The organism is Muricoccus nepalensis (assembly GCF_006438825.1).
Taxonomy (GTDB): domain Bacteria; phylum Pseudomonadota; class Alphaproteobacteria; order Acetobacterales; family Acetobacteraceae; genus Roseomonas; species Roseomonas nepalensis.
Map to the genome: position 1 here is coordinate 40,754 of NZ_RCZP01000016.1, position 26,263 is coordinate 67,016.

Sequence of the window (26,263 nt, forward strand, 5' to 3'; positions counted from 1 at the left end):
GGGGCGGCCCTATCTTGGGGGGCGAAGCACCCGGCGGCTCCCCGGGGGCGGTCCCACCACACGTCAGGTCCCGATGCGCGATCCCAACTTCACCGGCTACGCCCCCAACCGTGTTCCCGGCGTGACCGCCGAGGAGGTGATCGAGGTGTTCTCCCGCCACGTCCCCTGCGACGGCGGCGGCACCCTCGGCCATCCCCTGATCTGGATGCGGCTCGAGGGGGAGGAGATCACCTGCCCCTACTGCTCGCGCACCTTCCACCTCGCGCCCGGCGCGGGGGATGACGGCCATCACTGATCCCGTGGGCACCGCGAGCGCCGACGAGGCGGCCGACAAGGCACCGGTGGCCGACCCCATCGTGGCGGAGGTGGACCCGTCGCGGCACCTCATCCTCGTGGACGGCTCCGGCTACATCTTCCGCGCCTTCCACGCCCTGCCGCCGATGACCAACCCGGCGGGGGTGCCGGTGAACGCCGTCTTCGGCTTTACGCAGATGCTGGCGAACTTCCTCTCCAAGCACGCGGGAAGCCACATCGCGGTCGTCTTCGACGCCTCGCGCTCCACCTTCCGGAACGAGCTCTACCCCGCCTACAAGGCGCAGCGCCCGGAGGCGCCGCCGGAGCTCGCCCCGCAGTTCGGCCTCATCCGCGAGGCGACGGACGCCTTCTGCGTCGCCCGCGTGGAGCTCGACGGCTTCGAGGCGGACGACCTCATCGCGACCTACGCGACCGCCTTCGCGAAGGAGGGCGGGCAGGTCACGATCGTCTCCTCCGACAAGGACATGATGCAGCTGGTGGGCGGCGGCATCCGCATGCTCGACCCCATCAAGCAGAAGCCGATCCACGCCGCCGAGGTCGTGGAGAAGTTCGGCGTGATGCCGGAGAAGGTGGTGGAGGTGCAGGCGCTGGCCGGCGACTCCACCGACAACATCCCGGGCGTGCCGGGCATCGGCATCAAGACGGCCGCGCAGCTCATCGAGACCTACGGCGACGTGGAGACGCTTCTCTCGCGCCTGTCCGAGATCAAGCAGCCCAAGCGGCGCCAGGCGCTGGAGGAGAACGCGGAGAAGGCCCGCATCTCCCGCAAGCTGGTGGAGCTCGACCGCAACGCCCCGCTGCCGCTGCCGATGGAGGGTCTGGCGACCCGGGCGCCGGAGCCGGGCAAGCTGATGGCCTTCCTCAAGCTGCAGGGCTTCCGCAGCGTGCAGCACCGCCTCGGGCTGGACGCGAGCGGGGAGGTGCCGGTCTCGCGCCCCGCCGGGCCCGCGCCCGCGCCGGTCGCCCTCACCCTGCCGGCGGAGGGCGCGCCCTTCGGCCCCTACGAGACGATCACCACCATCGACGCCCTGCACGCCTTCGCCGAGGCCGCGCGCACGGCCGGGGTGATGGCGCTCGACACCGAGACCACGGGGCTCGACGCGCTCAACGCCTCCCTCGTCGGCGTCTGCCTGGCGGTGGCCCCCGGGCGCGCCGCCTACCTGCCGCTGCGCCACGAGGGAACGGACATGCTCTCCCCCGCGCCGGAGCAGCTGCCCTTCGACGCCGCGATGGACGTGCTGCGCCCGCTGCTGGCGGACCCCTCCGTGCTGAAGGTGCTGCACAACGCGAAATACGACCTCGAGGTGCTGAACCGGGAGGCGAACGGGGGGCTGGAGGTGTCGCCGGTCGACGACACGATGATGATCTCCTACTCGCTCGACGCCGGGCGGCACGGGCACGGGATGGACGAGCTGGCGCGCCGCCACCTGTCGCACCAGCCCATCACCTACGACGAGGTGACGGGCACGGGGCGCGGCCGCAAGCCCTTCGCCCAGGTGCCGCTCGACGAGGCCACGCGCTACGCGGCCGAGGACGCGGACGTGACGCTGCGCCTGTGGCACGCGCTGCGCCCGAAGCTGCGGGAGGAGAAGGCGCTGGCCCTCTACGAGGAGGTCGAGCGCCGGATGATCACCGTGCTGCGCGACATGGAGATGGCCGGCGTGAAGGTGGACGGCCCCGCGCTGAAGCAGGCCGGCGCCGAGTTCACCGAGCGCATGGCGGCGCTGGAGGCGGAGATCCACGAGATTGCCGGCCGCCCCTTCGCGGTGGGCTCGCCCAAGCAGCTCGGCGAGATCCTCTTCGGCGAGATGGGGCTCTCGGGCGGGCGCAAGGGCAAGTCCGGCGCCTATTCCACCGACGCCGCGACGCTCGAGGAGCTGGCGGCCTCCACCGGCCACCCGCTGCCGCGCAAGGTGCTCGACTGGCGGCAGCTCTCGAAGCTGAACTCGACCTATGTCGAGGGCCTGCAGGCGCAGCTGGCCGCCGACGGGCGCGTGCACACCGACTTCTCGATGGCGATCACGAGCACGGGGCGGCTCTCCTCCACCGAGCCGAACCTGCAGAACATCCCCATCCGCTCTCAGGAGGGCGCGCGCATCCGCCGCGCCTTCGTGGCCGAGCCGGGGCACCTGCTGCTGGCCGCGGACTACTCGCAGATCGAGCTGCGGCTGCTCGCCCACGTGGCCGAGGTGCCCTCGCTGCGGGAGGCCTTCGCGACGGGGCAGGACATCCACTCGCGCACGGCGTCGGACATCTACGGCATCCCGCCGGACAAGGTGGACCGCGAGGCCCGGCGCCGCGCCAAGACGATCAACTTCGGCATCATCTACGGCATGTCCGCCTTCGGCCTGGCCGGCCGGCTCGGCATCGGCGCCGGCGAGGCACGAGGCATCATCGACGCCTACTTCGCGCAGTACCCGGGCATCCGCGACGCGATGGAGCGCTTCAAGGAGGACGCCCGCACCAACGGCTACGTGCTGACGCCCTTCGGCCGGAAGCTCTGGATCCCCGAGATCGGCGCGCGCGACCAGGGGCGGCGGGGCAACGCCGAGCGCGCCGCGATCAACGCGCCCTTCCAGGGGGGCGCGGCCGAGATCATCAAGCGCGCCATGGTGCGGCTCCCGAAGGCGCTCCGCGAGGCGAGGCTCCGCGCGCGGATGCTCCTCCAGGTGCACGACGAGCTCCTGTTCGAGGTGCCCGAGGACGAGGTGGAGGCGACGAAGCCGGTGGTGCAGGCGGTGATGGAGGGCGTCGCGACCCTTCGCGTGCCGCTGGCGGTCGAGATCGGCACGGGGCACTCCTGGGCGGAGGCCCACTAGGGCCCTAGCCGGCGGCGCGGCGGCGTCCGGCGGGGGCGGGGGCCGCGGCGGGCTGCACGGCCGCGGGCTCCAGCACCACCGTCGGCGAGGCGCAGACGTCGTGCCCGGCCGCCACCGCTTCCTTCCCGTCGGCGAGGCGCACGCGGAGGTCCAGCCGGCAGGGGGAGCCGGCCTTCCGCCGCAAGGTCTTCTCCGCGCCGCTCGCGACCGGCTGGCGCAGCCGGTTCCGGCCGCGTGCGGCCGATCCCGCCTCGGTGGAGAGAAGGCTGACGGCGTCCTGCCCGGTCCGGTTCACCAGGCGCCAGCTGCTGGCGGGGGATTGTGCCAGCGCTGGCGCCGCGAGCGCGGAGAGGAGGAGGGCGAGGGCAAGACGGCGCATCACCGGATTGTGAGCCCTTCCCGCCGCGCCTGGGAAGCCGATTCGGAAGCGCCCCCCCGGTGGACGCGGGCGGGCGCCGCGCCCAGTCTCGACCGATCCGGGAAGGGAGGAGCCCCACGTGGCGGGCCTGACGATCACCGAGCGCATCCTCGCGAGCCACGCCGTGGAGGGCGAGATCCGCCCCGGCACCATCGCGACCATCCGGCCCGACGTGGTGCTGCTGAACGACGTCTCCGGCCCCCTCGCCTACGCCCAGTTCGAGGCGATTGGTGCGCCGCGCGTCTTCGACCCCGAGCGCGTGGTGCTGGTGGACGACCACTTCGCCCCCGCCAAGGACGTGGAGAGCGCCAACGCGCTGCGCCGCAACCGGTCCTTCGCGGCGGCCCAGGGCATCCGCCACCACTACGGCCCGGGCGAGGGCGGGATCGAGCACACGCTGCTGGCGGAGCTCGGGCTGGTCGGCCACGGGAGCATCGTCTTCGGCGCGGACAGCCACACCTGCACGGCCGGCGCCTTCAACGCGCTCGGCATCGGCTTCGGTTCCACCGACCTCGCGGGCGCGCTGGCGGCGGGGCGGCTGTGGATGCGCGTGCCCGAGAGCATCCGGGTGGAGCTCTCCGGCGGCAAGCCGCCCTTCGTCACGGGCAAGGACATCGTGCTGGAGCTCATCCGGCGGATCGGCTCGGACGGGGCGATGGACGCCTCGATCGAGTTCGGCGGCCCCGCCCTGGCCGGGCTCGGCATGGACGAGCGCATGGCGGTGGCGAACATGGCCGTCGAGGCCGGGGCCGATGCCTGCGTCTTCGAGGGCGACGCCGCCTCGGCCGCCGACATGGCCGCGCGCGGCATGGCGCCGCGGCCGGCGGTCATGGCGGAGGAGGGCGCGCGCTACCGGGCGCGCCTCGCCGTCGACGTCGCGTCCCTTACGCCCCTCGTCGCCGCGCCCCCCTCCCCGGCCAACGGCACGGCGGTCGGGGAGCTGCGCGGCACGCGGGTGGACCAGGTCTATATCGGCAACTGCTCCAACGGCACGCTGACGGACCTCCGCCAGGCCGCGGAGATGCTGCGCGGGCGCAAGGTCGCGCGCGGGGTGCGGCTGGTGGTGGTGCCGGCCACCCAGCGGATCTGGCGCGCCGCCCTGGCCGAGGGGCTGCTCGGCACCCTTGCCGAGGCGGGCGCGGCTATCGGCCCCTCCACCTGCGGCGCCTGCTTCGGCGGGCACATGGGCATCCTCGCGGCCGGGGAGACGGCGGTGGCGACCACCAACCGCAACTTCCGCGGCCGCATGGGCGACCCGGAGGCGCGCGTCTTCCTCGCCAACGCCTGGGTGGCCGCCGCCGCGGCCGTCGCGGGCGAGATCATCCACCCCGCCGAGCTCGCGGGCTGAGAGGGGGAGGCGCCATGCCGATCGAGGGCCTCGTCCACCGCGTGGGGGACCACGTCGACACGGACGTCATCATCCCCGGCCGCTACCTCACGCTGCGCGACCGCGCGCAGCTCGGCCCCCATTGCCTGGAGGGGCTGGACCCCGGCTTCGCCGCGCGGGTCGGGCCCGGCGACGTGCTGGTGGCCGGGCGGAACTTCGGCTCGGGCTCCTCGCGCGAGCACGCGATCCTGGCGCTGCAGGGCGCGGGCATAGCGGCCGTGGTCGCGGCCAGCGTCGCGCGCATCTTCTTCCGCAACGCCATCAACCTGGCCCTGCCGGTGATGGTCTGCCCCGAGGCCGCGGCGGCGCTGCGGGAGGGGGAGGCGGTGGAGCTCGACCCCGTCTCCGGCCGGATCGCGCAGGGCGGGCGGGAATGGCAGGCCGCGGCGCTGGCGGGAGAGGTCGCGGCCATCCTCGCGGCCGGCGGCCTCGTGCCCCATTTGCGGGGCGCCCTGGCCGCGGGGCGCTGAGACCCCCTACCCCTCGCAGCGGATGAAGACGGTGGAGCGGCCGGCGATCTCGCCCACGTCGGCCGTGCTGCGGTCGGTGCCGCCGCTGGTGGCGGCCGTGGGCGAGACGCCGGCCGCGCGCAGGAAGGCCGCCGCGCGCTCGCCCTTGACCGCGAAGTTGATGTTCTGGGCGATGTCCCCCGTCCGGCCCGCGACGGCCTGGGCGTTCAGCTTCGACACCACGACGCCGACGACGTTGCCCTGCATGTCCAGCAGCGGCCCGCCGGAATTGCCGGGCTGCACGGGGGCGCTGATCTGGAACTGGTCCTGGTTGTCGCGCAGCCCGGCCAAGCCGTTGATCTCGCCGCGGGTGAGCTTGGCGTCGGAGGAGAGCAGCCCGGTCAGCGGGTAGCCATAGGCCACCACCCCCTCGCCGCGCCGCACGGGCGGGCCCTGGCGGAAGGCGAGGACGGGGCCGGCGAGGCCAGGCACCGTGAGCAGCGCGAGGTCGAGGGTCGCGTCGGTGCGCGCCGGGGGCGTGGCCGCGTGGTTGCGCCCGTCCGGCCCGCGGACGAGGACGCGGTTGCAGTTGTCGACGACGTGGCGGTTGGTCAGCACGCGCTCGCCCGCGACGAGGAAGCCGGTGCCGGTGGAGGCGCGGACGCCCGGGCGGGGGATCGCCTCGGGCGGCGTGGGCACGGGCCCGGGGCGCGCGGCCGCCGCGACGGTGGCGGCGTCGAGGGCGATCTCGCGCTCGGCGCAGATGTCGCGGTTGCGCGAGACCGCCTCGCGCCCGTCGGCGAGGACGAGTCGCAGGTCGAAGCGGCAGCCCGCCTGGGGGTTGGGGCGCAGGCGGTAGCCGGCCTCGGCGGCCAACGGGCGCGGCAGGAGGTTGTTGCCCCAGTCCGGCCGGCCGCTGCGCACGGCGTTGAGCGTCGTGGCCTCCTGCCCCGTTCGGTTCACCACGCGGAAGCCCTCCTCGGCGCCGGGCGGGGCGGAGGAGGGGGCCTGGGCCCGCGCGAGGGGGGCCAGCGCGGGGGCGGCCAGGGCGAGGAGGAGGGCGGCGGCGGGGAGGGGCTTCATCGTCACGCCGATGTGTGCAACCCGCGGCCCCGCGTCAATCGCCGCCGGGCCAAGCGCCCTTTCGTCACCGATCCGTCGCTTGCCAGGGGCGGCGCCGGGCGATACCAAGCTAAGCTTCTGATTTAACAATGGAAACAGCGCACATCTCGCGACATGAAGACCTGTTCATGCGTTGGTGCGCGACGGAGACGACGATGCGCACCGCCAACCGCCCCTTCCGACGCCGATGAATTCCTCCCTTGCGGTGGCCGGCCGGTCCGCCAGGGCCGCCCTTCTCGCCCTCGCCCTCCTCCCGGCGGCGGGCCCCGCCCTCGCGCAGGGGGGCGGCAATCCCGGCGGTGGGCGGCCGGAGGAGCCTGCCCTGTTTCCCGAGACCGCCGCGCGCCTGGCGGGGCTGGAGGCGCTGGGCTGGTTCGTCCACGGCCAGGCGACCTTCGTGTTGCAGGGGCACCCCGGCTTCCGCTCCCCCTACCGGGCGGAGGGCAGCCTGCGGCCCAGGGCGCAGGCGGCGAACACCCTCTCGACCGACCTCGTCGTCGGCCGGCGGCTCTGGCAGGGAGCGGAGGCGGTGGTGGACCTCTCGGTCACCCGCGGCTACGGCCTGTCCAATTCCACGGGGCTCGCGGCCTACCCGAACAACGAGGCCTTCCGCCTCGGCTCCACCGAGCCGACCTTCTTCGTGCCCCGCGCCTTCTTCCGCCAGACGATTGGCCTCTCGGGCGACCTGGAGGAGCCCGAGGAGGACCCACTGCGCTTCGCGGCGCCCCTCCCGCGGGAGCGGGTGACCATCACGATCGGCAAGTTCTCCACCTGGGACATCTTCGACCGCAACGCCTACGCCCACGACGCGCGCACGCAGTTCCTCAACTGGGCGCTGGTGGGCGCGGGGGCGGTGGACTACGCGGCCGACGCGCGAGGCTGGACGGTGGGCGCCGCGGCGGAGTGGGAGAACGGCACCTGGGGCCTGCGCGCCGGCGCCTTCCAGGTGGCGCGGCGGGTGAACGGCCTCTTCCTTGACCCCGCGCCGACGCGCGCCTTCCAGCTGCTGGGCGAGGTGGACCGCACCACCCGCTTCGGCGGGCGGCTGGGGGCGGTGCGGCTGATCCTCGGCCTGTCGCGCACGCGCCAGTCCCGCTGGGGCGAGATCGACCCGCGCGATCCCGAGAGCTTCGATCTGAACCCGAGCGGCTACCGGTCCAAGCGGATGGCGGCCCTCACCTTTGAGCAGGAGATTGCGGACGAGCTCGGCGCCTTCGCGCGTCTGTCCTGGAACGACGGGCGCACGCAGAACTGGATGTTCACGGAGATGGACCGCGCCGTCTCCGCCGGCCTCTCGCTCAAGGGCGGGCGCTGGGGACGGCAGGGGGACACGGTGGGGCTCGGCGGCAACGTCGGCTGGGCTTCGGAGGGGCGGCGGCGCTTCCTGGCCGCGGGCGGGATCGGCTTCATCACCGGCGACGGCGCGCTGCGGGGCGGGCCGGAATACGTGGCGGAGGCCTTCTACGACGCGGCGGTGGCGCCGGGGATCAACCTCGCGCTCGACCTCCAGCACGCGGTGAACCCGGCCTACAACCGGGACCGGGGGCCGGTCACCTTCGTGGCGGTCAGGGCGCGGGTGTCCTTCTGAGGCGGGGCGCCGCGCCCGGAACGACGGCCCGGCCCTTCCCGGAACGACCGACGGGGCGTTGCGCCGTGGGCACCCTCGCGCGACATCGTGATCTCGCCTTGCAACCCCTTGGGGAACCCCGGTGACGCGCGGGGCGCGGGGCCCTAGAAGGGCCTCCGCCCCAGACCCTGCAGGGGCCTTCTCCATAGGACGAACCGGTGATCAAGACGATCCTCAAGGCCTCGCTGCTGCCTTCGCTGGCGCTGCTCGCGGCCTGCGCCACCCCGCCCGCCCCGACCCCCGCCGTGGCCCCGCCGCCCGAGGAGGCCTTCCGCCCCGCCTGCGAGCAGCGCTTCCCCGGCGCCACGCCCTTCGCCGTGAACAAGTGCATGTTCGAGGAGCTGGACAAGTCGCGCGGCGTGACCCCCGCCAGCGCCACCCCGCCCGAGCCCGCGCCGGCGCCCGCGCGCAGCACCGCGCCGGCCCGCAGCAGCGCCCCCGCGGCGCGCCGGGCGCGCTAAGCCATCCGGGGACTCGAGTCTGGGGGCCGGGGCCGGGCGGCCCTGGTCCCCGCTCAGCCCCTGCCGGGCGGCCGGCCCGCGCCCACCGGGCGGGCCGGACCCTCGGTGTCCGCCGGCGCGTCGCGGTCGTGGGCGAGGCGCCCGGCCACGTAGGTCGCCCGCACCGCCCGCTCGTCGCCGAGGGCGGTGAGCGCGAAGAGGGTGTCGGCGAGGCCCGCGCCCTCGGTGCGCAGCGCCAGCTCCGGCGTCGCGCGCGGGTCGAGCACGACGAGGTCGGCCTCCATCCCCGGCGCCAGGTTGCCGATGCGGCTCTCCAGCCGCAGCGCCGCGGCGCCGCCCGCGGTCGCCAGCCAGAAGGCCTGGGCCGGGTGCAGGCGCGCGCCGCGGAGCCGCGCCACCTTGTAGGCGTCGCCGAGGGTGCGCAGCGCGGAGAGCCCCGTGCCCGCGCCGACGTCGCTTCCCAGCCCCACCCGCACCCCCGCCGCCTTGGCGTCGTGCAGGCGGAACAGCCCGCTGCCGAGGAAGAGGTTCGAGCTCGGGCAATGCGCCACGCCGCAGCCCGTCTCCCGCAGCGCCGAGAGGTCGGCGTCGTCGACGTGGACGGCGTGGCCCATCACCGCGCGCGGGCCGGCGAGGCCGGCGCGCTCGTAGACCGCGAGGTAGGAGGGGGCGGCCGGGAACAGCTCCCGCACCCAGGCGATCTCGGCCTCGGTCTCGCAGAGATGGGTCTGGACGTAGGTGCCGGGGCTCTCGCGCCAGAGCCGCCCCGCCGCCTCCAGCGCCGCGTCGGTGCAGGCGGGGGCGAAGCGCGGCGTGATGGCGTAGAGCAGCCGCCCGCGCCCGTGCCAGCGCGCGATGAGGCGCTGCGTCGCGGGGATGCCGTGGTCCGCGCCGTCGAGCAGCCCGGGCGGCGCGTTCCGGTCCATCAGCACCTTGCCGGCCACGATCCGCAGGCCGAGGCGCCCGGCCTCCGCGAAGAGGGCGTCGGCGGCGTGCTCGTGCACCGTGCAATACACGGCGGCCGTGGTGGTGCCGGCGCGCAGCAGGGCGCGGAGGAACAGCGCGGCAATGCGCGCGGCGTGGGCGGGGTCCGCGAAGCGCGCCTCGGTGGGGTAGGTGTAGCGGTCGAGCCAGTCGAGCAGGGTTTCCCCGAAGGCGCCCGTCATCTCCATCTGCGGGTAGTGGACATGGGCGTCCACGAAGCCCGTCCCGATCAGCCCCTCGGGGTGGTGGTGCACGGGCAGGTCGTCGGGCTGGCGCGGGCGCAGGGCGGCGTGGTCGCCGAGCGCCGTCACCAGGCCGTCCCGCATCACCACCAGCGCGTCCGGCCAGTGGATCAGCGCGTCGTCCGGGTCGGCCTCGAAGGGGTCGTGGCGGAAGGCGAAGGCGGGGCCGCGGAGGGCGAGGGCGCCGCCGGTCACGCGGCGGCCCGCACGATGTGGCGAGGCGCGGTTGCGGGTGGCCGCCGCGCGTGGCCTCTTGCGCCGGAACGCCCAGGGACACCGCCATGCGACGCCGCCGCCTTCTCCCCCTCCTCGCCGCGCCCGCGCTGCCGCTGCCGGGCCTCACGGGGCGCGCCCTCGCTCAGGGGCGGACCATCACCCTCGTCGTGCCCTACTCCGCCGGCGGCGGGACCGACATCGTGGCGCGCGAGCTGCTGCCGATGCTGATCGAGACGACCGGGCAGAACGTGGTCATCGACAACCGCGGGGGCGCCGCGGGGCATGTCGGCGCCGTCTCCGTCACGCGCGCGAAGCCGGACGGGCTGACGCTGCTCTTCGCGGTCTCCACCAACATCGTGGTCAACCCGCACCTGCAGCGGAACGACCGGACGGACCTCTCCACCGCCCTCGTGCCGGTGGCGAAGGTCAGCTCCTACCAGTACCTGCTGGTGATCGACCCGCGCCTGCCCGCGAAGAGCCTCCAGGAGCTGATCGCGGCCGGGAAGCGGCCGAACGCGGGCTTCACCTATTCCTCGGCCGGGGTGGGATCGAACAACCACCTCGCGGGGCTGCTCTTCTCCGAGGCGGCGGGGGTGCCGATGGAGCACATCTCCTACCGCGGCACCGCGCCCGCGCTGCAGGACGTGGTGGCGGGGCGGGTGACGATGAACTTCTCCTCGCCCTCCCCCGCCATCCCGCTGGCGCGCGACGGGCGGCTGCGGCCGATCGCGGTGACGGGGGAGCGGCGCCTGGCCTCCATGCCGGACACGCCCACCCTCGCCGAGGCGGGGCTGCCGGGCATCGTCATCCTCGGCTGGCACGGCATCTTCGCCCCCGCCGGCACGCCCGAGCCCGAGCTGGACCGGCTGGGGGCGGCGGTGGACCGCGCGATGCGCGACCCCCGCTTCGCCCGCAGCCTTCAGCGCGACGGGCTGGACCTGGCGCCCCTGCCGCGCGCGACCTTCGCCCAGGACGTGAAGGACGAGTACGCCTTCTGGGGCCGCAAGGCGCGGGAGCTGGACCTCAAGGCGGAGTAGCCGCCCCGGCACTAGGTTCCCGTCCAGACGGGCTTGCGGCGCTCGAGGAAGGCGGCGACGCCCTCCTTGAAGTCGGCGCTGGTGAAGGTCAGCGCCACCATGTCGTCGGCGTTGGCGCCGCGCACGGCGTTCTCGCGCAGGCGCTTGAGCGTGGTCTTGGCGGCCTGGAGCGTCAGCGGGGCGTGCGAGGCGACGGTGCGGGCCAGGGCCTCGGCGCGATCGAGCATCGCGGCCTGGTCGGGCAGCACCTCCGTCACCAGCCCGAGGGCGCGCGCCTCCTCGGCCTCGACCAGGCGGGCGGTGAAGATCAGCTCCAGCAGGCGGCCGGGGCCGAGCAGCGCCGCGAAGCGCGCGTAGTTGCCGAGCGAGAGGGTGTTGCCGAGCGTGCGCGCGATGGGCACGCCGAAGCGCATGGTGCTGGAGGCGATGCGCAGGTCGCAGACCCCCGCCACCCCCGCGCCGCCGCCGGTGCAGGCGCCGTTGATGGCGGCGATGGTCGGCTTGGGGCAGTCCTCGATCGCCGAGAGCACGCCGCCGATGCGCTCCTCGTAGTCGAGCGCGTGCTGGGCGGTGGTGAAGCTCGTGAACTGGGAGATGTCGGTGCCGGCGGCGAAGGCCTTGGGGCCGCCGCCGGTGATCACCCAGGCCTTGATGCCGGGGTCGCGCCCGATCTCGGCCGCCTTCGCCGCCAGGCCCTCGTACATGGCGAAGGTGAAGGCGTTCATCGCCTGGGGGCGGTTGAGGGTGGTGAAGAGGATGCCCCCCTCCCGCACCTCGTGGATCAGCTCGTCCTCGGCCATCGGGTCCTCCGCGCGTGTTCCGGGAAGCCTGCCCGGCCGGCCCGGGCCTGGAAAGGGGGCGAGGCGCGCGTTGCGGGGGCGGCGCCCGCCCGGCAATCTCCGCCCATGCCCGACGGAGCATCGCCCCCCCTCTCGGAGAAACGGCTGATCGAGGCCGTCGCCGCCCGCTACGCCGGGGCGTCCCGCTTTACGCGGGGCTATGTCGGCTCGAAGCTCCGGCGCGACCCCTCGACCGCGGCCCTCCTCGCGCTGGCCCAGCGGGAGGGGGGGCTCGGGCAGGTGGCGGACCTTGGCTGCGGGCGGGGGCAGCTCGCGCTCGCGCTGCTGCTCTCGGGCGCGGCCTCCGGGGTGGTCGGGCTGGACTACGAGGAGGCGAAGGTGGCGGAGGCGCGGGCGGCCGGGGCCGGGCTGGCCGCGCGGTTCATCCGCGCGGACCTCACCGCTGCCCGGGTGCCGGATTGCGACACGGCGCTGATGGTGGACGTGCTCTACCAGCTGCCGGAGGCCGCGCAGGCGCCCCTGCTGGACCGCGTGGCGGCGGCGGCGCGGCGGCGGGTGGTGCTGCGCCTCTTCGACCCCGGCCGCGGCTGGCGCAGCACGCTCGGGATGGCGATGGAGCGCGCGGGGCGGGCGATCCGGCGGGACGGCGCGGCGGTGCGGCCGATGCCGGTGGCCGAGGTCTCGGCGCGGCTCGCCGGGGCAGGATTCACAAGCGAGGTCACGCCCTGCTGGGCCGGCACGCCGCTGCCGAACGTGCTGCTGGTGGCGGAGCGGGCGGCGTGAGGCGCGCGCTCCTCCTCGCCCTGCTGCTCGCCGCGCCCGCCGCGGCGCAGGAGGTGCGGCTTCCGGCGCTTGAACTACCGGTGCTGGAGGCCGGCATCGGCGGCGGCGGGGGCTGGCTGCCGGACTACCCGGCCGCCGAGCAGAACCACGTGCGGGGCATCGGCACCCCCTTCGTCATCTACCGGGGCGAGCTGCTGCGGGCCGACGACCAGGGCCTGCGCGGGCGGCTGATGCGGGGGGACCGGCTGGGGCTGGACCTCTCCTTCTCCGGCGCCTTCCCGGCCTCCTCCCGCAACAACCGGGCGCGGGAGGGCATGCCGGACCTCGACTGGCAGGGCGAGGTGGGGCCGGCGCTGCGCCTGACCCTGTGGCGGGACAAGGCGCACCCGCGGCGGGTGAACATCGAGCTGCCCGTGCGGGCGGTCTTCTCGAGCGACCTCTCCTCCACCCATTACCGCGGCGTGGTGGTCTCGCCGGAGCTCGCCTTCGAGGACCGGGATGCCGGGCGGCGGATCTTCGGCAACCTGCCCTTCCTCCGGGAGGCGATGGGGCTGCGGGCGGCGCGGTTCCGGGCGGGGGTCGGCCCGATCTTCGCGACCGAGCGGCTGCACGACCTCTACTACGAGGTGGAGCCGCAATACGCGCGGCCGGGGCGCCCCGCCTACCGCGCGCGGGCCGGCTACCTCGGCACGCGGCTGCAGTTCTCGATCCGGGTGCCGCTCACGCCCGCCCTCTCCTTCATCGGCGGCGGGCGGGTGGAGAACTTCGCGGGGGCGGCCAACGCGGACAGCCCGCTGCACCGGCGGGACTGGAACACGACGGTCGCGGTCGGCTTCGCCTGGTCGCTCTACCGCTCGGCCGCGACGGTCGCCTCCTCGGCCGATCCCTTCGACTGAGCGGGGGCGGGGCCGGCCATCGCCCGCGCCTCGTCCAGCCGCTCGGCCAGGGGGATGGAGACGCGGCCGCGGAGGAGGGCGCGGAGGCGGCCGAGCGTCACGCGCCGGTTCGCCCAGAGGAAGGCGCTGCTCGCCAGGCCGAGGCCCGGCGCGCGGCGGAAGGGCTCGGCCGCGTCGATGTCGTAGGGGTGGCAGTAGCTCCAGGCGAGCGGGCCCTCCAGCCGCGCCGACATGGCCCGGAGGTCCCAGGGCGGCAGGTAGCGGAGGTACATGCCGCCGAGGAAGGGCAGGCGCGCCGGGCCGAGGCGGGCGAGCGGCACCGGAAGCTCCAGCAGCCCCTCCCCGCCCTCCAGCGGCCAAAGGAAGGGGCGGCGGGGCGCCGCGGGGTGGCCGTGCAGGAAGCCGCGGGCCGGCAGCACGGAGGAGGAGTAGCCGTGCCCGGCCTCGGCGATCACCGCGGCGGCCCAGGCGGTGCGGGGCGTGAGGGAGAAGAAGGGCGCGCGGAAGCCCGGCACGGCCTGGCCGGAGGCGTCCTGCAGCGCGGCCCGGGCGCGGCGGGCCTCGCCGAGCAGGCCCCGGGGGCCGAGCGCCTCGAGGTCGCGGTGGCTGTGGTTGTGGGAGGCGACCTCGTGGCCCCGGGCCGCGATCTCGCGCACGAGGCGGGGCGCGGCCTCGGCCACCTCGCCGAGGATGAAGAAGGTGCCGCGCGCGCCGGTCTCGTCCAGCAGGTCGAGCAGGGCGGCGGTGGCGTCGAGGTGGCGCCGGCCGCCGGGTTCGGCCGGGCTCGGCTCCACGTCCGCCGTGAAGGTCAGGCGGCGCGGGAGGGCCGCGAAGGGGCAGGGATCATGGCGCGCGCGCATGGTTTGTGGCTTACTGCGCGGCGTCATCGAGATTTTTTAAAGCGCAGTGCCATCCCCTGTGCTTAATCCATGGAACGAAATGGGCGCGAGGGTGGAAACGCCCAGGGTGGAGATGGAAAGAGTGACTTCGACCACGACGATGACGGCGCTGGAAGCAGAGGTTGCGGGTCTGATCGTCGAAGCCCTGCAACTCGAGGTTACGCCCGAGGAGATCGACCCGGAGGCCCCGCTCTTCGGCGAAGGCCTGGGGCTGGACAGCATCGACGCGCTGGAGATGGCCCTGGCCGTCTCGCGCCGCTACGGCTTCCAGCTTCGCTCCGACGATGAGCGGAACGGGCGGATCTTCGCCTCGCTGCGGAGCCTGTCCGCGCATATCGAGAAGAACCGGGTGGGCTGAGCCGTGCCCCTTCGCGCAAGGGGTGCCTGGCTGTTCCGGCGGCTCGGGCCCCTGGCCCTGCCGGGCGCGGCCTGGCTGCTGTTCGGCCACGACGCGGTGCTCGCGGTCCTGCCGCTGGTGCCCGCGCTCGCGCTCGCCGGCTTCGCCTGGGGCTTCGCGCGCACGCTGCGCGCGGAGCGCGAGCCGCTGATTGCCCGCTACATCCGCTTCGACGAGCGGCGGGACGACGCGGAATGCGCGGGCTACGCGCGGCGCCTGACAGGCCTCTGGGCCCTGGCGCTGGCCGCCGCCGCCCTCGCGCAGCTCGTCCCGCTGGCGGGGGGCGGGGCCGGGTGGCACGTCGTGCCGCCGCTGCTCCTGCTGGCGCTGTTCCTCGGGGAGCACGTGGTGCGGAGCCTCCGCTTCCCCGCGGGCGGCATCGCCTGGCCCGACCAGACCTTCCGCGCCATCCTGCGGTCCGAGCGCGCGCGGCATGGCTAGCCTCCCCTTCCTCGACCGCGCGCCCGGGGAGGTCCTGGCGCGGCGCGGGGGGCGGGCCGTCACGGCCGGCCGCTTCCTGGCGGATGTCGCGGCGCTGGCGGCGCGGCTGCCGGCGGCGCCCTACGCCCTCAATCTTTGCGCGGACCGCTACCTGGCGCTGGTCGGCTTCGGCGCGGCGCTGGCGCGGGGGCAGGTGACCCTGCTTTCGGCCGACCGCTCGCCCTACCGGCAGCGGGCGCTGGCCGCGCTCCATCCCGGCGCCTACGCGCTGGTGGACGGCGGGGAAGCGGTGATCCCCGCGGCGGAGGCGGGCGCCTGGGGCGAGGGGGAGGGCGCGAACTTCGACCTCTCCGCCGAGGCCATCGCCGCCATCGGCTTCACCTCCGGCAGCACGGGGGAGCCGGCCGCGCACGCCAAGCCCTGGGGCGCCCTGGTGGCGGCCGCGCGGGCGGCGGCGCGGCGATTCGGGCTGAACGACGCGGCCGACCCCGCGACGGTGATCGGCACGGTGCCGGCCCAGCACATGTACGGCTTCGAGACGACCCTGATGCTGCCGCTGCGGGCGCCGGTGGCCATCCATTCCGGCGCGCATTTCTACCCCGTGGAGGTGGCCGAGGCGGTGGCGGCCGCGCCCGGGCGCCGGGTGGTGGTGACGACGCCGCTGCAGCTCCGGGCGCTCGTCGCGGGGGGCGTCGCGGGCGTCTCGGCGGTGATCTCGGCGACGGCGCCGCTCGCCCCCTCCCTCGCCGCCGCGGCGGAGGCGGCGCTCGGGTCCGCGGGTGACCCGGTGCCGGTGCTCGAGATTTACGGCGCGACCGAGATGGGCTCCATCGCCAGCCGCCGCACGGTGGAGGGCGAGGCCTGGACGCTCTACGACGGCGTGCGGCTGCGGGCGGAGGGCGGGGAGGCCGTCAGCGCCCTCGTACCTGGCCTCGACGCCCCCGTGCCGCTGGCCGACCTGGTGGAGGTCGCGCCCGACGGCCGCTTCCGGCTGCTCGGCCGCCGCGGGGACCTCGTGAAGCGCGGCGGGCGGCGGGCCTCGCTGGCCGCGCTCAACCGCGTGCTCTCGGAGATTGAGGGGGTGGAGGACGGCGTCTTCCTCGCGCCCGAGGACCTCGACGCCAACCCGACGGCGCGGCTGGCCGCCTACGTGGTGGCGCCGGGCCTGACCCCGGCCGGCATCGTCGCGGCGCTGCGCGAGCGGGTGGAGGCGGTGTTCCTGCCGCGCCCCCTGGTGATGGTGGAGCGCCTGCCGCGGGACGCCGTCGGCAAGCTCACGCGCCGCAGCCTCGAGGCGCTGCGCGAGCGCCTGCCGGCGGCCGAGGCCGAGCGCCGGCCCGCTGGCGCCGAGCGCCTGTCCGGCGCCGCCGGGGGCGGGGCATGAGCGAGGGGCGCCGGCTGCGTTTCACCGTGCCGCCGGAGCATCCCTGCCTGCCCGGCCATTTCCCGGGGCGCCCCGTCGTGCCCGGCGTGGTGCTGCTGGACCGGGTGATGGCGGCGGCGGGGATGGCGGGCGCGGGGCGGCTGCCCTCCGCCAAGTTCCTGCGGCCGGTGCTGCCGGGGGAGGAGGTGCTCGTCGAGCTGCGCCCGCTGGAGGGGGGGCGGCTGGCCTTCACCGCCCATGTGGGCGCGGAGCTGGCCTTCCGAGGGGAGGTCGCGCCGCCATGAGCTGGACCCGCGAGCGCGAGCGCGGCGGCGCGGCGCTGCGGCTGATGGCCTGGATCGCCCGGCGGATGGGCTGGCGCTTCTCGCACGCGCTGCTCTACCCCGTGACGGCCTGGTTCATGCTCTCGGCCCCGGCCCGCCAGCGGGAATCCATGCGCCGCTTCCAGCGCCGGGCGCTCGGGCGGGAACCGGGCTGGGCGGATCTCTGGCGCCCCTACTTCGCCTTCGCCGCGACCATGCTCGACCGCGTCTACCTGCTGCAGGGCCGCACGAAGGGCTTCGAGATCGCCGTCACGGGGCTGGAGGCGCTCGACGCGCATATCGCGGCGGGCTGGGGCTGCGTGCTGCTGGGCGCGCATTTCGGCTCCTTCGAGGCGATGCGCGCGCTCGCCGACCGCGGCTGCCCCGTGGAGGTGATGGCCTTCATGTACGAGGCCAACGCGCGGCTCGCCAACGCCGTGTTCAGCGCGCTGTCGCCGGAGAAGGCGGAGCGGGTGGTGGCGCTCGGGCGGGCGGATTCCATGCTGCGGGCGAAGGAGTGCCTCGAGCGCGGGGGGCTGGTCGGCATCCTCGCGGACCGCCGACCGGCGGTGGGGGAGGACCGGGTGGTGCCGGTGCCCTTCCTCGGCGCGGCCGCGCCCCTGCCGGCCGGGCCGCATATCCTGGCGGCCGTGCTGGGGGCACCGGTGATGCTCGCCTTCGGGGTCTGGCGCGGGCCGCGGCGCTACGAGATCCGCTTCGAGGAGTTCGCGGCGCGGGTGGTGCTGCGCCGCGGGGCGCGCGAGGCGGACCTCCGCGACTCGGTGCTGCGCTATGCCGCGCGGCTGGAGGCGATGGCGCGGGCGCACCCGGCGAACTGGTTCAACTTCTACGACTTCTGGGAGGAGCTGGACGGCCCCGGCCGGCCGGCGCCCGTGCCGGCCGCGGTCTCGCCGGCCGGCCGACGGGCCGTGCTGGCGCTGCCCGCGCTGGCCGCCGCCCCCCTGGCGGCACCCGGCGCCGCGGAGGGCGGCGGGCTGGAGGCGGTGATGGCCGCCCTGGCCGCGGTGCGGCGGAGCGAGGCGGAGTTCGTCGAGACGAAGGAGATCGCGGGCCTGGCCGACACCTTGCCGAGCCGCGGCACCCTGCTGTGGCAGGCGCCGTCCACGCTCGAGAAGCGGGTGGTGGAGCCCTTCCAGGAGCGCATCGTCGTGAGCGGGGAGCGGCTGGTCTACGAGCGCCCCGCGCGGGGGGAGCGGCAGGAGGTGAACCTCGACCAGGCGCCCGAGGTGCGGGCGCTGGTGGAGGCGATCCGCTCGACCCTCGCCGGGGACCTGGCGACGCTGCGGCGCTACCACGAGGTGTCCTTCGCGGGCACGCCGGAGGCCTGGACGATCGTGCTGCACCCGCTTTCCGTGCGGGTGCGGGCGGTGGTGCAGCGGCTCGAGATCCGCGGCGTCGCGGGGTCCATCCGCTGGTTCCAGACCGTGGGCAACGAGTCCTCCGTCATGCAGGTCACGCCCCGGACGTGAGATCGCCCCTCGTGCGGCCGGCGCTGGCCCTGGCCGCCCTCGCGCTGCTCGGCCTCCTCCTGTTCCGCGCGGTCGAGATCCGCACGGACATGGCCGACTTCCTTCCCCCCGCCGCCACCCCCGGCGCCGCCTTCCTGCTCGGCGAGCTGCGCGACGGCGCCGCGACGACGCTGCTGCTGGTGGGGCTGGAAGGGGCGGAGGCGCCGGAGCTGGCGCGGGTCTCCAAAGCCATGGGCGCCGCGTTGCGAGAGGGGGGCCTCTTCGCCTTCGTCGGCAACGGCACCGGGGACCTGACGGAGGGCGAGCAGGCGCTGCTGTTCCGCTACCGCTACCTCCTCTCCCCGGCGGAGGGCGTCTTCGAGGTGGCGGGGCTGCGCCGGGGGCTGGAGGCGCTGCTGGACGGGCTGCGGTCCTCCATGTCGGGCGTGCTGTCGCGCCTGGGCTTCGCCGACCCGCCCGGCGTGTTCCTCGACCTGCTGAAGGGGTGGCTCGGCGGCAGCACGGTGACGATGCGGGACGGCGCCTGGTTCGCGGGCGGGGACGGCCCGCCGCGGGCGCTGCTGGTGGCGAGGAGCCGCGCGCCGGGCACGGACATGGAGGGGCAGCGCGAGGCCTCCGAGGCGGTGCGGGCCGCCTTCGCCGCCGCGGAGCCTCGGGGCGCGCGGCTGCTGCTCTCCGGCCCGGGCGTGTTCGCGGCCAGCGCGGCGGCGGCGGTGAAGGCGGACGTGGAGCGGGTGTCGATCCTTTCGGGCGTGCTGCTGCTGGCCTTCCTCGTCTGGCGCTACCGCTCGGGCGCGATGCTGCTGGCGGCGGGGGTGCCGCTGCTGGCGGGGAGCCTCGCGGGGGCGCTGGCCGTCTCGCTCGTCTTCGGGCGGGTGCAGGGGGCCGCGCTCGGCTTCGGGGTGACGATGCTCGGGGTCGCCGTGGACTACCCCATCCTGCTGCTGACGGGCCGGCGCCCCGGCGAGGCGCTCGGGGCGGCCGCGCGGCGGATCTGGCCGACGCTGCGGCTGGCGGCCGGGGCGGCGGCGCTGGGGCTGGTCGCGATGATGGCCTCGGGCTTTCCCGGCCTCGCGCAGCTCGGGCTCTTCGGGGCGGCGGGGCTGCTGGCGGGGGTCGCGGTCACCCGCTGGGGCCTGCCGCGCCTGCTGCCGGGCGAGGCGGTGGCGGCGCGCCCCCTGCCGGGGCCGGTCATGCGCGGGCTGGGCCGGCTGCGCGGCCGCCGCGTGCTGGCGGCGGGGCTGGTGGCGCTGGCGGCGCTGTGGCTGGTCCTGGCCGGGCCGCCGCGCTGGGAGGACGACATCGCCCGGCTGAGCCCGGTGCCGGAGGCGGACCGGAACCTTGACGGGGAGCTTCGCGCGCAGCTCGGCGCGCCCGACGTGCGGCACTTGGTGGCGCTGCGGGGAGCGAGCGCGGAGGCGGTGCTCCGGGCCTCGGAGAGGGTGGCGGGGGCGCTGGCGCCCTTGCTGGCGGCGGGGAGGCTGGGCGGGCTGGACCTGCCGAGCCGCTACCTGCCGAGCCTCGCGGCCCAGGCCGCGCGCCGGGCGGCCATGCCGCCGCCCGAGGTGCTGGCGGCGCGGCTGGAGGAGGCCGGGCGGGGCCTTCCCTTCCGCCCCGGCGCCTTCGCGCCCTTCCTGGCGGCGGTGGAGGAGAGCCGCGCGCTGCCGCCGCTCGACCTCGCGGCGCTGGCCGAGGCGCCGCTGATCTCGGCCCGCCTCTCGCCCCTGCTGACGGGCGGCGAGGGCGGCTGGCGGGGCCTCGGCCTGCTCTCGGGCGTGGGCGACGCGGGCGCGGTGCGGGCGGCGCTGGAGGGGCTGGGGGACCCCGGCATCCTCTTCGTGGACGTGAAGGGCGAGACGGAGGGGATGATCGCGGCCGCGACGGGCGGCGCGCTCCTCTGGTGCGGGGTCGGGGCGTTGGCGGTGCTCGGGCTGCTGGCGGCCGGGCTCGGCGGCGCGGGGGCGGCGCTGCGGCGGGCGGCGCCAATCGCGGGGGCGGTGCTGGTGGTCCTGGCGGTCCTCTCCGCGGCGGGGGAGCGGCTGACGCCCTTCCACCTCGCGGCGCTGCTGCTGATGGCCGGCGTCGGGCTCGACTACGCGCTGTTCCTGGGGCGCGCGGAGCCGGACGCGGCGGAGGCCGCGCGGAGCCTGGCCGCCGTGCTCACCTGCACGGTGACGACGCTGCTGACCTTCGGGATGCTCGCCCTCTGCGCGACGCCGGTGCTGCACGGGATCGGGCTGACGGTCTCGGTGGGGGTGGCCGCGGCCTTCCTGCTCGCGCTCGCGCTGGCGCCGCGCGCGGAAGCCACGGCCTAGATGGCGCGGGCGCGCGCTAGAATTCGCCGGTTCCCCGCTGCACAGCGGGCTTGCCCGATGCGATAGAGCCGTCAGATGTCACCCATGCTTCCCCCTCTCGCCCTCGCCGCCCGGAGCACCGTCAGCGCCATGGGCACCGGCGCCGCGGCCACGCGGGAGGCGCTGCACGCCCGGCGCGGCGGGCTCGCGCCCTGCGACCTGCCGGGGATGCCCGAGGGCATCTGGGTCGGCCGCGTGCCGGGGCTGGAGGCGGTGGCGCTGCCGGAGGCCCTCTCGCGCTACGTCTGCCGCAACAACCGGCTGGCGGAGATGGCGCTGCGGACAGACGGCTTCGCGGAGGCCGTGGCGGCGGCGGCCGACCGCTACGGGCCGCAGCGCGTGGCTGTGGTGCTCGGCACCAGCACCTCCGGCATCGCGGAGACCGAGGAGGCTTATGCCCGGCGCGGCGCGGACGGGGCGCTGCCGGCGGAATTCGACTTCACCCACACCCACGACCTGCACGCCCTGCCGCGCTACGTCCGGGCGCGGCTGGGGCTTTCCGGCCCCGCGGTCTCGATCTCCACCGCCTGCACCTCGGGCGCGCGGAGCTTCCTGGAGGCCCAGGTGATGATCGCGGCCGGGCTCTGCGACGCCGCGGTGGTGGGCGGGGTGGACACGCTCTGCCGGATGACGCTGCACGGCTTCCGGGCGCTGGAGCTTCTCTCGAAGGCGGCCTGCCGGCCCTGCGCCGCGGACCGGGACGGGATCTCAATCGGCGAGGCCGGGGCGCTCGTGCTGCTGGTGCGGGCGGAGGACGCGGCGCCCGGCACCGTCGCCCTCCTCGGCGCCGGGGCGAGCGCGGACGGGCACCACATGTCCTCCCCCCACCCCGAGGGGCTGGGCGCGGTGGCCGCCATGCGGGCCGCGCTGGCGGCGGCCGGCGAGGGGCCGGTGGACTATGTCAACATGCACGGCACCGGCACGCGGGCGAACGACGCGATGGAGGGGAACGCGCTCCGCGCCCTCTTCGGGGAGGGCGTGCCCTGCTCCTCCACCAAGGGCTGGTCCGGGCACACGCTCGGCGCCTCGGGCGCGCTGGAGGCGGTGATCGCCGCGATCTGCGTGGAGGACGGGCTGGTGCCGGGGTGCCTGGGCGTGGAGACGCCGGACCCGGAGTTCGGCGTGGACGTGGCGGTGGGGAACCGGGCCGCGCCGGTGCGGCGCGTGCTGAGCAACTCCTTCGGCTTCGGCGGCAGCAACCTCGCCCTGGTGATCGGGCGGGCGTGAGCGGGCCGCGGAGGACGTCCCGGTGAGGTGCGGCATCGCGGGCATCGGCCTGATCGGCCCGGGCCTGGCCGGCTGGGCCGCGGGGCGCACGGTGCTGGCGGGGGAGGTGCCCTGGGAGCCCGCGCCCGTCGCCCTGCCGCCGCCGGCCGCCCTGCCGCCGACCGAGCGGCGCCGCACGAGCCCCTCCGTCCGCCTCGCCCTGGCCGCCGCCGCCGAGGCCGCGGCGGGGTCGGGGCTCGCGCCCGACGGCCTGGAGACGGTCTTCGCCTCCTCCAACGGGGACGGCGCCGTGGTGGGCTCCATCCTGGAGGCGCTGACGGCGCCGGACGGCGCCATCTCGCCGACGCAGTTCCACAACTCCGTCCACAACGCGGCGGCGGGCTACTGGGGCATCGCCATGGGCTCGACCCGCGCCTCGGTGAGCCTCGGCGGGCACGACGACAGCTTCGCGACGGGGCTGGTGCAGGCGGTGGCCAACGTCGTCGCGCGCGGGGTGCCCGTGCTGTTCTGCGCCTACGACGCGCCGCTCACGGCGCCGCTCGACGCCAAGCGCCCGACCGAGGCGCCCTTCGCCGCGGCGCTGGTGCTGGTGCCCTCAGGCGGCGTGTCGCTCTCCGTGGAGATGGCGGTGGGGGCGGAGGAGACCCCGGCGGGGGCGTGGGAGGGCCTGGCACGCGGCAACCCCGCGGCGCGCTCGCTGCCGCTGCTGCGCGCCCTCGCCCGGCGCGAGGCGGCGCGGATCGGCCTCGGCCTGGCCGATGGCGGGGCGGTGGTGGTCGAGGTCGGCGCGTGACGCCGGTCGTGCCCCATGGCGGGGCCATGCGCCTGCTCGACCGCGTGGTGTCGCACGACGCGGAGAGCATCCTTTGCGCGGCGGTCTCTCACCGCGATCCCGGCAACCCGCTGCGGCGGGACGGCGCGCTGCCGGCGGTCTGCGGGGTGGAGTACGCGCTGCAGGCCATGGCCGCGCACGGGGCGCTGACCGGCGACGGGCCGCAGCCCGCGGGGTATCTCGCCAGCCTGCGTGGCGTCGCGCTGCACGCCGCGCGGCTGGACGACGTCGAGGCCGACCTCCTCGTCTCGGCGCGCGCGCTGTCGCGGGCGGCGCGGGGCTTCGTCTACGCCTTCGAGGTCTCGGCGGAGGGCCGGGCGCTGGTCTCCGGCCAGGCCGCCATCATCCTCCCGGAGACCGCATGATCCGTGCCCTGGTGAGCGGGGGCGCGAGCCCCATCGGCGCGGCGATCTCGCGCGCGCTGGCGCGGGACGGGCACCACGTCATCGTCCACGGCAGCGGCAACCCGGATCGCGCGCGGGACGTGGCGGACGGGATCGCCGCGGCGGGCGGCAGCGCGGAGGCGGTGGCCTTCGACCTGACCGATGACGACGCCTGCGGCGCCGCCCTGGCGCGGCTGCTGGAGGGCGGGCCGGTGCAGGCCGTGGTGCACAACGCCGGACTGCACGACGACGCGCCGATGGCCGGCATGTCCGCGCGGCAGTGGCACTCGGTGGTCGACGTGTCGCTGAACGGCTTCTTCCGCCTCGTGCAGCCGCTGCTGCTGCCGATGATCGGCACGCGCGCGGGGCGGATCGTCGCGATCTCCTCGGTCTCGGGCGTGATGGGCAACCGGGGGCAGGCGAACTACGCGGCGGCGAAGGCGGGGCTGCACGGCGCGGTGAAGTCGCTGTCGATGGAGTGCGCGCCGCGCGGCGTCACGGTGAACGCGGTGGCGCCCGGCATCATCGAGAGCCCGGCGACCGAGGCCTTCACGAAGGAGCAGCTCCGCGCGCTGGTGCCCGCGCGCCGGGCGGGCCGGCCGGAGGAGGTGGCGGAGCTCGTCGCCTTCCTCGCCTCCCCGCGCGCGGCCTACATCACCGGGCAGGTCATCTCGATCAACGGAGGGATGGCGTGACCATCGAGACCTTGTCGACGCGCATCGCCTACGAGAACCCCTGGACGCGGCTGCGCGAGGACATCATCCGCCGCCCCGACGGGACGGAGGGCCTCTACGGCGTGGTGGAGCGCTCGGACTTCGTGGTGGTCGTGCCCGTGCAGGACGGGCGGGTGACGCTCGTCGAGCAGTACCGCTACCCCGTGCGGGAGCGGCTCTGGGAGTTCGTCATGGGCATGTGGGAGACGCGCCCCGGCACCGACCCCGCCGCCATCGCCGCCGGCGAGCTGCGGGAGGAGACGGGGCTCGTGGCGGGGCGCATGACCTATGCCGGGGGGATGTTCCAGGGCGCGGGCTACTGCAACCAGCGCGGCCACGTCTTCCTGGCGACGGAGCTGACGCGGGGCGAGACCGCGCGGGAGGCGACCGAGGCGGACCTCGTGAGCCGGGACTTCGCGATCGGGGAGCTGGAGGCCATGCTGCGCGACGGGGTGATCCGGGACGCGATGAGCATCGCGGCCTTCGGCCTGCTGCGGCTGAAGGGGCTGATATAGGAAGCCCCGGGAGGGGGGACCCTCCCGGGGCTTTCGCGCCTTACTTCGTCTGCTGGATCGCCGAGAGGATCCAGGGCTCGCCCGGGCGGCGGGCGAAGGTCCAGATCTCGGTGGTGGTCTGCCGGGCGTTCGGGTTGCCCTCCACCACCGACCCCGCGGCGTCGCGGGTCACGTCCACGAGGCTGAAGCGCATGGCGACCGTCGCGTAGTCCGTGCCGTTCTCCGACCAGGCCTCGGCGAGGTCGCCGGCCTCGAGGCGGACGTCGCTCGTCTGGTTCCGCCAGCCACGGGCCGCGAGGTCGCGCAGGTCGCCCTCGAAGTAGCGGGCCATCTCCGGGGTGGAGAGGCGGCGCAGCGCCGCGACGTCACCGGCCGACCAGGCCTGGTTGATGGCGACGAGGCTGTTGCCGAAGGCCGCGAAGTCGGCCTCGCCGACCTGCAGCGGGCGGGTGGCGGCCTGGCCGCCGGCGCCGCCCATGGTGTTGCCGTCCATCTCGCGGGCGTAGGCGTTCGGCACGGCCCCACGTGGGCCGGGGCCGGCCATGGCGGGCATGCCCGGCGCCTCGGCGCGGCGGCTGCGGATGACGCGGAGCACCAGCCAGACGATGCCGGCGATGAGGGCGAGCTGGAGGAGGAAGCCGAGGAAGCCGGCGCCGCCCGACATGCCGCCGAAGGCGCCGTGGCCGAACAGCATCCCCGCGATGCCCGCGCCCAGCAGGCCGCCCATCAGCCCCGACATGAAGCCGCCGCCGAACATCCCGCCCCGGTTGGGCGTGGTGTAGGAGGGCGAAGGGCGCGGCTGGAAGCCCGGGTTCGTGGCGCCGGGGTTCCCGCGCGGCGCTTCCGTGCGGTTGAAGGGCGTCGCGGTCTCCGGCGCGGTCCGGGTGGTCGGCGGCGGGCTGTAGCTGCGGGAGCCGCGGCTGCCCGAGGAGAAGCCGCCGCCGGGACGCGCCTCGGCGATGGCGGGACCGAGCGCGAGGCTCAGGGCGGCGAACGCGGCCAGGAGGCGGGCGCGGCGGCGCATGGGGTGGGTGCTCCGGGACTGGTTTCTCACAACGGTGTAATATAGTGGAAAGGCCGCTGGTTTCCATGGGGGCCCCTCAAAGGGCGGCGCGGCCGCCCGGGCCGCGCCGGGGGCCGCCTCAGGCCGGCTCCGCCTCCCGCTTCCGCATCATCGCCTGGAAGGCCGGGCGGGCCTGGCAGGCGGTGATCCAGGCCTGGATGTGGGGCCTCTTCTCGAAGAGGGCCGTCGCGGGCTGGGCGTAGCGGAGCACCTCGGCCAGGTTGATGTCGGCGACGGTGAAGCGGCCGCCCAGCAGGTGACCGCCGCCCTCGGCCAGGGCGGCGTCCAGCACGGCGAAGGGCGCGCGGAGGCGGGCCGCCGCGGCCTCGGGCTCGCGCTTCTGCACGATGGCCAGCGCGTCGGCCTCGAGGCCCATGCCCCAGAGCGCCCACATCACCGCCAGCCCCTCCTCCTTCGCGTCGCGCGGCGCGAGCGGGCCGCCGTGCTTGCGGGCGAGGTAGAGGCCGATGGCGAAGGACTCGTGCAGGACGAAGCCGTCATCGTCCATCGCGGGGATCAGCCCGTTGGCGTTGACCGCCCGGAAGGCGGGGGAGGCGGTGTTGAGCGGCGCGTCGGGGGCCGCGGGGTCCTTCAGGCGATAGGCCTGGATGACCGGGACGTGCTCGAAATCGAGGCCGAGCTCCATGGCGGTCCAGACGGGGCGCGTCGCGCGGGAGCGCAGGACGCCGTAGAGCTTCAGGGGCATG

27 protein-coding genes are annotated in these 26,263 nt (G+C 75.7%); 20 read left to right on the plus strand and 7 right to left on the minus strand.

Annotation, left to right across the window (positions count from 1 at the left end; translation table 11 throughout):
- Positions 1–73 precede the first annotated feature (73 nt).
- Positions 74–295: a zinc-finger domain-containing protein gene (locus tag EAH89_RS16260; RefSeq protein ID WP_140884740.1), complete on the plus strand. Its 222-nt coding sequence runs from the start codon at positions 74–76 to the stop codon at positions 293–295.
- Positions 296–365: 70 nt separating this feature from the next.
- Positions 366–3,134 carry a DNA polymerase I gene (polA, locus tag EAH89_RS16265; protein ID WP_241667056.1) on the plus strand — a complete coding sequence of 923 codons (2,769 nt, stop codon included), beginning with the start codon at positions 366–368 and terminating at the stop codon, positions 3,132–3,134.
- Positions 3,135–3,138: 4 nt separating this feature from the next.
- On the opposite strand, the gene EAH89_RS16270 is transcribed toward polA, so the two are convergent.
- The gene (locus EAH89_RS16270; protein WP_140884742.1) at positions 3,139–3,513 is read right to left on the minus strand and encodes a hypothetical protein; all 375 of its coding nucleotides are present in this window, start codon (positions 3,511–3,513) and stop codon (positions 3,139–3,141) included.
- A 118-nt stretch (positions 3,514–3,631) separates the two neighbouring features.
- On the opposite strand from EAH89_RS16270, the gene EAH89_RS16275 reads away from it, so the two are divergent.
- Complete coding sequence (locus tag EAH89_RS16275; RefSeq protein ID WP_140884743.1) at positions 3,632–4,900, plus strand: aconitase/3-isopropylmalate dehydratase large subunit family protein; 1,269 nt, start codon at positions 3,632–3,634, stop codon at positions 4,898–4,900.
- Positions 4,901–4,914: 14 nt separating this feature from the next.
- Entirely contained in the window at positions 4,915–5,409 is a 495-nt protein-coding gene (locus EAH89_RS16280; RefSeq protein ID WP_140884744.1) for a LeuD/DmdB family oxidoreductase small subunit, read from the plus strand.
- A gap of 6 nt (positions 5,410–5,415) precedes the next feature.
- On the opposite strand, the gene EAH89_RS16285 is transcribed toward EAH89_RS16280, so the two are convergent.
- Positions 5,416–6,471, minus strand: a complete 1,056-nt coding sequence (locus EAH89_RS16285; protein ID WP_140884745.1) for a S1C family serine protease — start codon at positions 6,469–6,471, stop codon at positions 5,416–5,418.
- Positions 6,472–6,715: 244 nt separating this feature from the next.
- Between EAH89_RS16285 and EAH89_RS16290 the strand changes: the two genes are divergently transcribed.
- Together EAH89_RS16290 and EAH89_RS16295 are read left to right on the plus strand one after the other, a co-directional pair.
- Positions 6,716–8,098 carry a carbohydrate porin gene (locus EAH89_RS16290; RefSeq protein ID WP_140884746.1) on the plus strand — a complete coding sequence of 461 codons (1,383 nt, stop codon included), beginning with the start codon at positions 6,716–6,718 and terminating at the stop codon, positions 8,096–8,098.
- A gap of 197 nt (positions 8,099–8,295) precedes the next feature.
- On the plus strand, positions 8,296–8,598 hold the full coding sequence (locus tag EAH89_RS16295; RefSeq protein WP_140884747.1) for a hypothetical protein: 303 nt from the start codon (positions 8,296–8,298) through the stop codon (positions 8,596–8,598).
- Positions 8,599–8,651: 53 nt separating this feature from the next.
- On the opposite strand, the gene guaD is transcribed toward EAH89_RS16295, so the two are convergent.
- Positions 8,652–10,019 (minus strand): guanine deaminase, encoded by a 1,368-nt coding sequence (gene guaD / locus EAH89_RS16300; protein WP_140884748.1) that lies wholly within the window; start codon positions 10,017–10,019, stop codon positions 8,652–8,654.
- Between the two features lie 86 nt (positions 10,020–10,105).
- On the opposite strand from guaD, the gene EAH89_RS16305 reads away from it, so the two are divergent.
- Positions 10,106–11,077: a Bug family tripartite tricarboxylate transporter substrate binding protein gene (locus EAH89_RS16305; protein ID WP_140884749.1), complete on the plus strand. Its 972-nt coding sequence runs from the start codon at positions 10,106–10,108 to the stop codon at positions 11,075–11,077.
- Between the two features lie 11 nt (positions 11,078–11,088).
- Here the strand turns inward: EAH89_RS16305 and EAH89_RS16310 are convergent, their stop codons facing one another.
- A complete protein-coding gene (locus tag EAH89_RS16310; protein WP_140884750.1) occupies positions 11,089–11,877 on the minus strand; it encodes an enoyl-CoA hydratase in 789 nt (262 codons plus the stop codon).
- Positions 11,878–11,982: 105 nt separating this feature from the next.
- Here EAH89_RS16310 and EAH89_RS16315 point away from each other — a divergent pair, with 105 nt between their 5' ends.
- Both EAH89_RS16315 and EAH89_RS16320 read left to right on the plus strand, forming a co-directional pair.
- Positions 11,983–12,660 (plus strand): methyltransferase domain-containing protein, encoded by a 678-nt coding sequence (locus EAH89_RS16315; RefSeq protein ID WP_140884751.1) that lies wholly within the window; start codon positions 11,983–11,985, stop codon positions 12,658–12,660.
- Positions 12,657–13,556 carry a MipA/OmpV family protein gene (locus EAH89_RS16320; protein ID WP_161993627.1) on the plus strand — a complete coding sequence of 300 codons (900 nt, stop codon included), beginning with the start codon at positions 12,657–12,659 and terminating at the stop codon, positions 13,554–13,556. Before EAH89_RS16315 ends, EAH89_RS16320 begins: the two co-directional genes overlap by 4 nt.
- On the opposite strand, the gene EAH89_RS16325 is transcribed toward EAH89_RS16320, so the two are convergent.
- The gene (locus EAH89_RS16325) at positions 13,508–14,416 is read right to left on the minus strand and encodes a DUF3473 domain-containing protein (protein WP_161993628.1); all 909 of its coding nucleotides are present in this window, start codon (positions 14,414–14,416) and stop codon (positions 13,508–13,510) included. The two genes, EAH89_RS16320 and EAH89_RS16325, sit on opposite strands and share 49 nt — an antisense overlap.
- Positions 14,417–14,528: 112 nt before the next feature.
- Here EAH89_RS16325 and EAH89_RS16330 point away from each other — a divergent pair, with 112 nt between their 5' ends.
- The 11 genes from EAH89_RS16330 (at position 14,529) to EAH89_RS16380 (ending at position 24,493) form a co-directional block, all read left to right on the plus strand.
- A complete protein-coding gene (locus EAH89_RS16330; protein WP_140884754.1) occupies positions 14,529–14,813 on the plus strand; it encodes a phosphopantetheine-binding protein in 285 nt (94 codons plus the stop codon).
- A 3-nt stretch (positions 14,814–14,816) separates the two neighbouring features.
- Positions 14,817–15,293: a hypothetical protein gene (locus tag EAH89_RS16335; protein ID WP_140884755.1), complete on the plus strand. Its 477-nt coding sequence runs from the start codon at positions 14,817–14,819 to the stop codon at positions 15,291–15,293.
- Entirely contained in the window at positions 15,286–16,677 is a 1,392-nt protein-coding gene (locus EAH89_RS16340; RefSeq protein ID WP_140884757.1) for an AMP-binding protein, read from the plus strand. The genes EAH89_RS16335 and EAH89_RS16340 overlap by 8 nt, the downstream gene beginning before the upstream one ends.
- Positions 16,674–16,961 carry a hypothetical protein gene (locus EAH89_RS16345; protein WP_206667579.1) on the plus strand — a complete coding sequence of 96 codons (288 nt, stop codon included), beginning with the start codon at positions 16,674–16,676 and terminating at the stop codon, positions 16,959–16,961. Before EAH89_RS16340 ends, EAH89_RS16345 begins: the two co-directional genes overlap by 4 nt.
- Positions 16,958–18,469, plus strand: a complete 1,512-nt coding sequence (locus EAH89_RS16350; RefSeq protein ID WP_140884758.1) for an LpxL/LpxP family acyltransferase — start codon at positions 16,958–16,960, stop codon at positions 18,467–18,469. Before EAH89_RS16345 ends, EAH89_RS16350 begins: the two co-directional genes overlap by 4 nt.
- Positions 18,466–20,784, plus strand: a complete 2,319-nt coding sequence (locus tag EAH89_RS16355; RefSeq protein WP_140884759.1) for an MMPL family transporter — start codon at positions 18,466–18,468, stop codon at positions 20,782–20,784. The genes EAH89_RS16350 and EAH89_RS16355 overlap by 4 nt, the downstream gene beginning before the upstream one ends.
- A gap of 84 nt (positions 20,785–20,868) precedes the next feature.
- Complete coding sequence (locus EAH89_RS16360; protein ID WP_206667580.1) at positions 20,869–22,050, plus strand: beta-ketoacyl-ACP synthase; 1,182 nt, start codon at positions 20,869–20,871, stop codon at positions 22,048–22,050.
- A 22-nt stretch (positions 22,051–22,072) separates the two neighbouring features.
- Complete coding sequence (locus EAH89_RS16365; RefSeq protein WP_140884762.1) at positions 22,073–22,843, plus strand: beta-ketoacyl synthase chain length factor; 771 nt, start codon at positions 22,073–22,075, stop codon at positions 22,841–22,843.
- A complete protein-coding gene (locus EAH89_RS16370) occupies positions 22,840–23,247 on the plus strand; it encodes a phosphotransferase (RefSeq protein ID WP_206667581.1) in 408 nt (135 codons plus the stop codon). The genes EAH89_RS16365 and EAH89_RS16370 overlap by 4 nt, the downstream gene beginning before the upstream one ends.
- Entirely contained in the window at positions 23,244–23,960 is a 717-nt protein-coding gene (fabG, locus tag EAH89_RS16375) for a 3-oxoacyl-ACP reductase FabG (protein WP_162861323.1), read from the plus strand. Before EAH89_RS16370 ends, fabG begins: the two co-directional genes overlap by 4 nt.
- Positions 23,957–24,493, plus strand: a complete 537-nt coding sequence (locus EAH89_RS16380) for an NUDIX domain-containing protein (RefSeq protein ID WP_140884763.1) — start codon at positions 23,957–23,959, stop codon at positions 24,491–24,493. Before fabG ends, EAH89_RS16380 begins: the two co-directional genes overlap by 4 nt.
- 40 nt (positions 24,494–24,533) lie before the next feature.
- On the opposite strand, the gene EAH89_RS16385 is transcribed toward EAH89_RS16380, so the two are convergent.
- Positions 24,534–25,517, minus strand: coding sequence for a Tim44 domain-containing protein (locus EAH89_RS16385; protein WP_140884764.1), 984 nt, complete (start codon positions 25,515–25,517; stop codon positions 24,534–24,536).
- A 118-nt stretch (positions 25,518–25,635) separates the two neighbouring features.
- On the minus strand, positions 25,636–26,262 hold the full coding sequence (locus tag EAH89_RS16390; protein ID WP_140884766.1) for a glutathione S-transferase family protein: 627 nt from the start codon (positions 26,260–26,262) through the stop codon (positions 25,636–25,638).
- Position 26,263 lies beyond the last annotated feature (1 nt).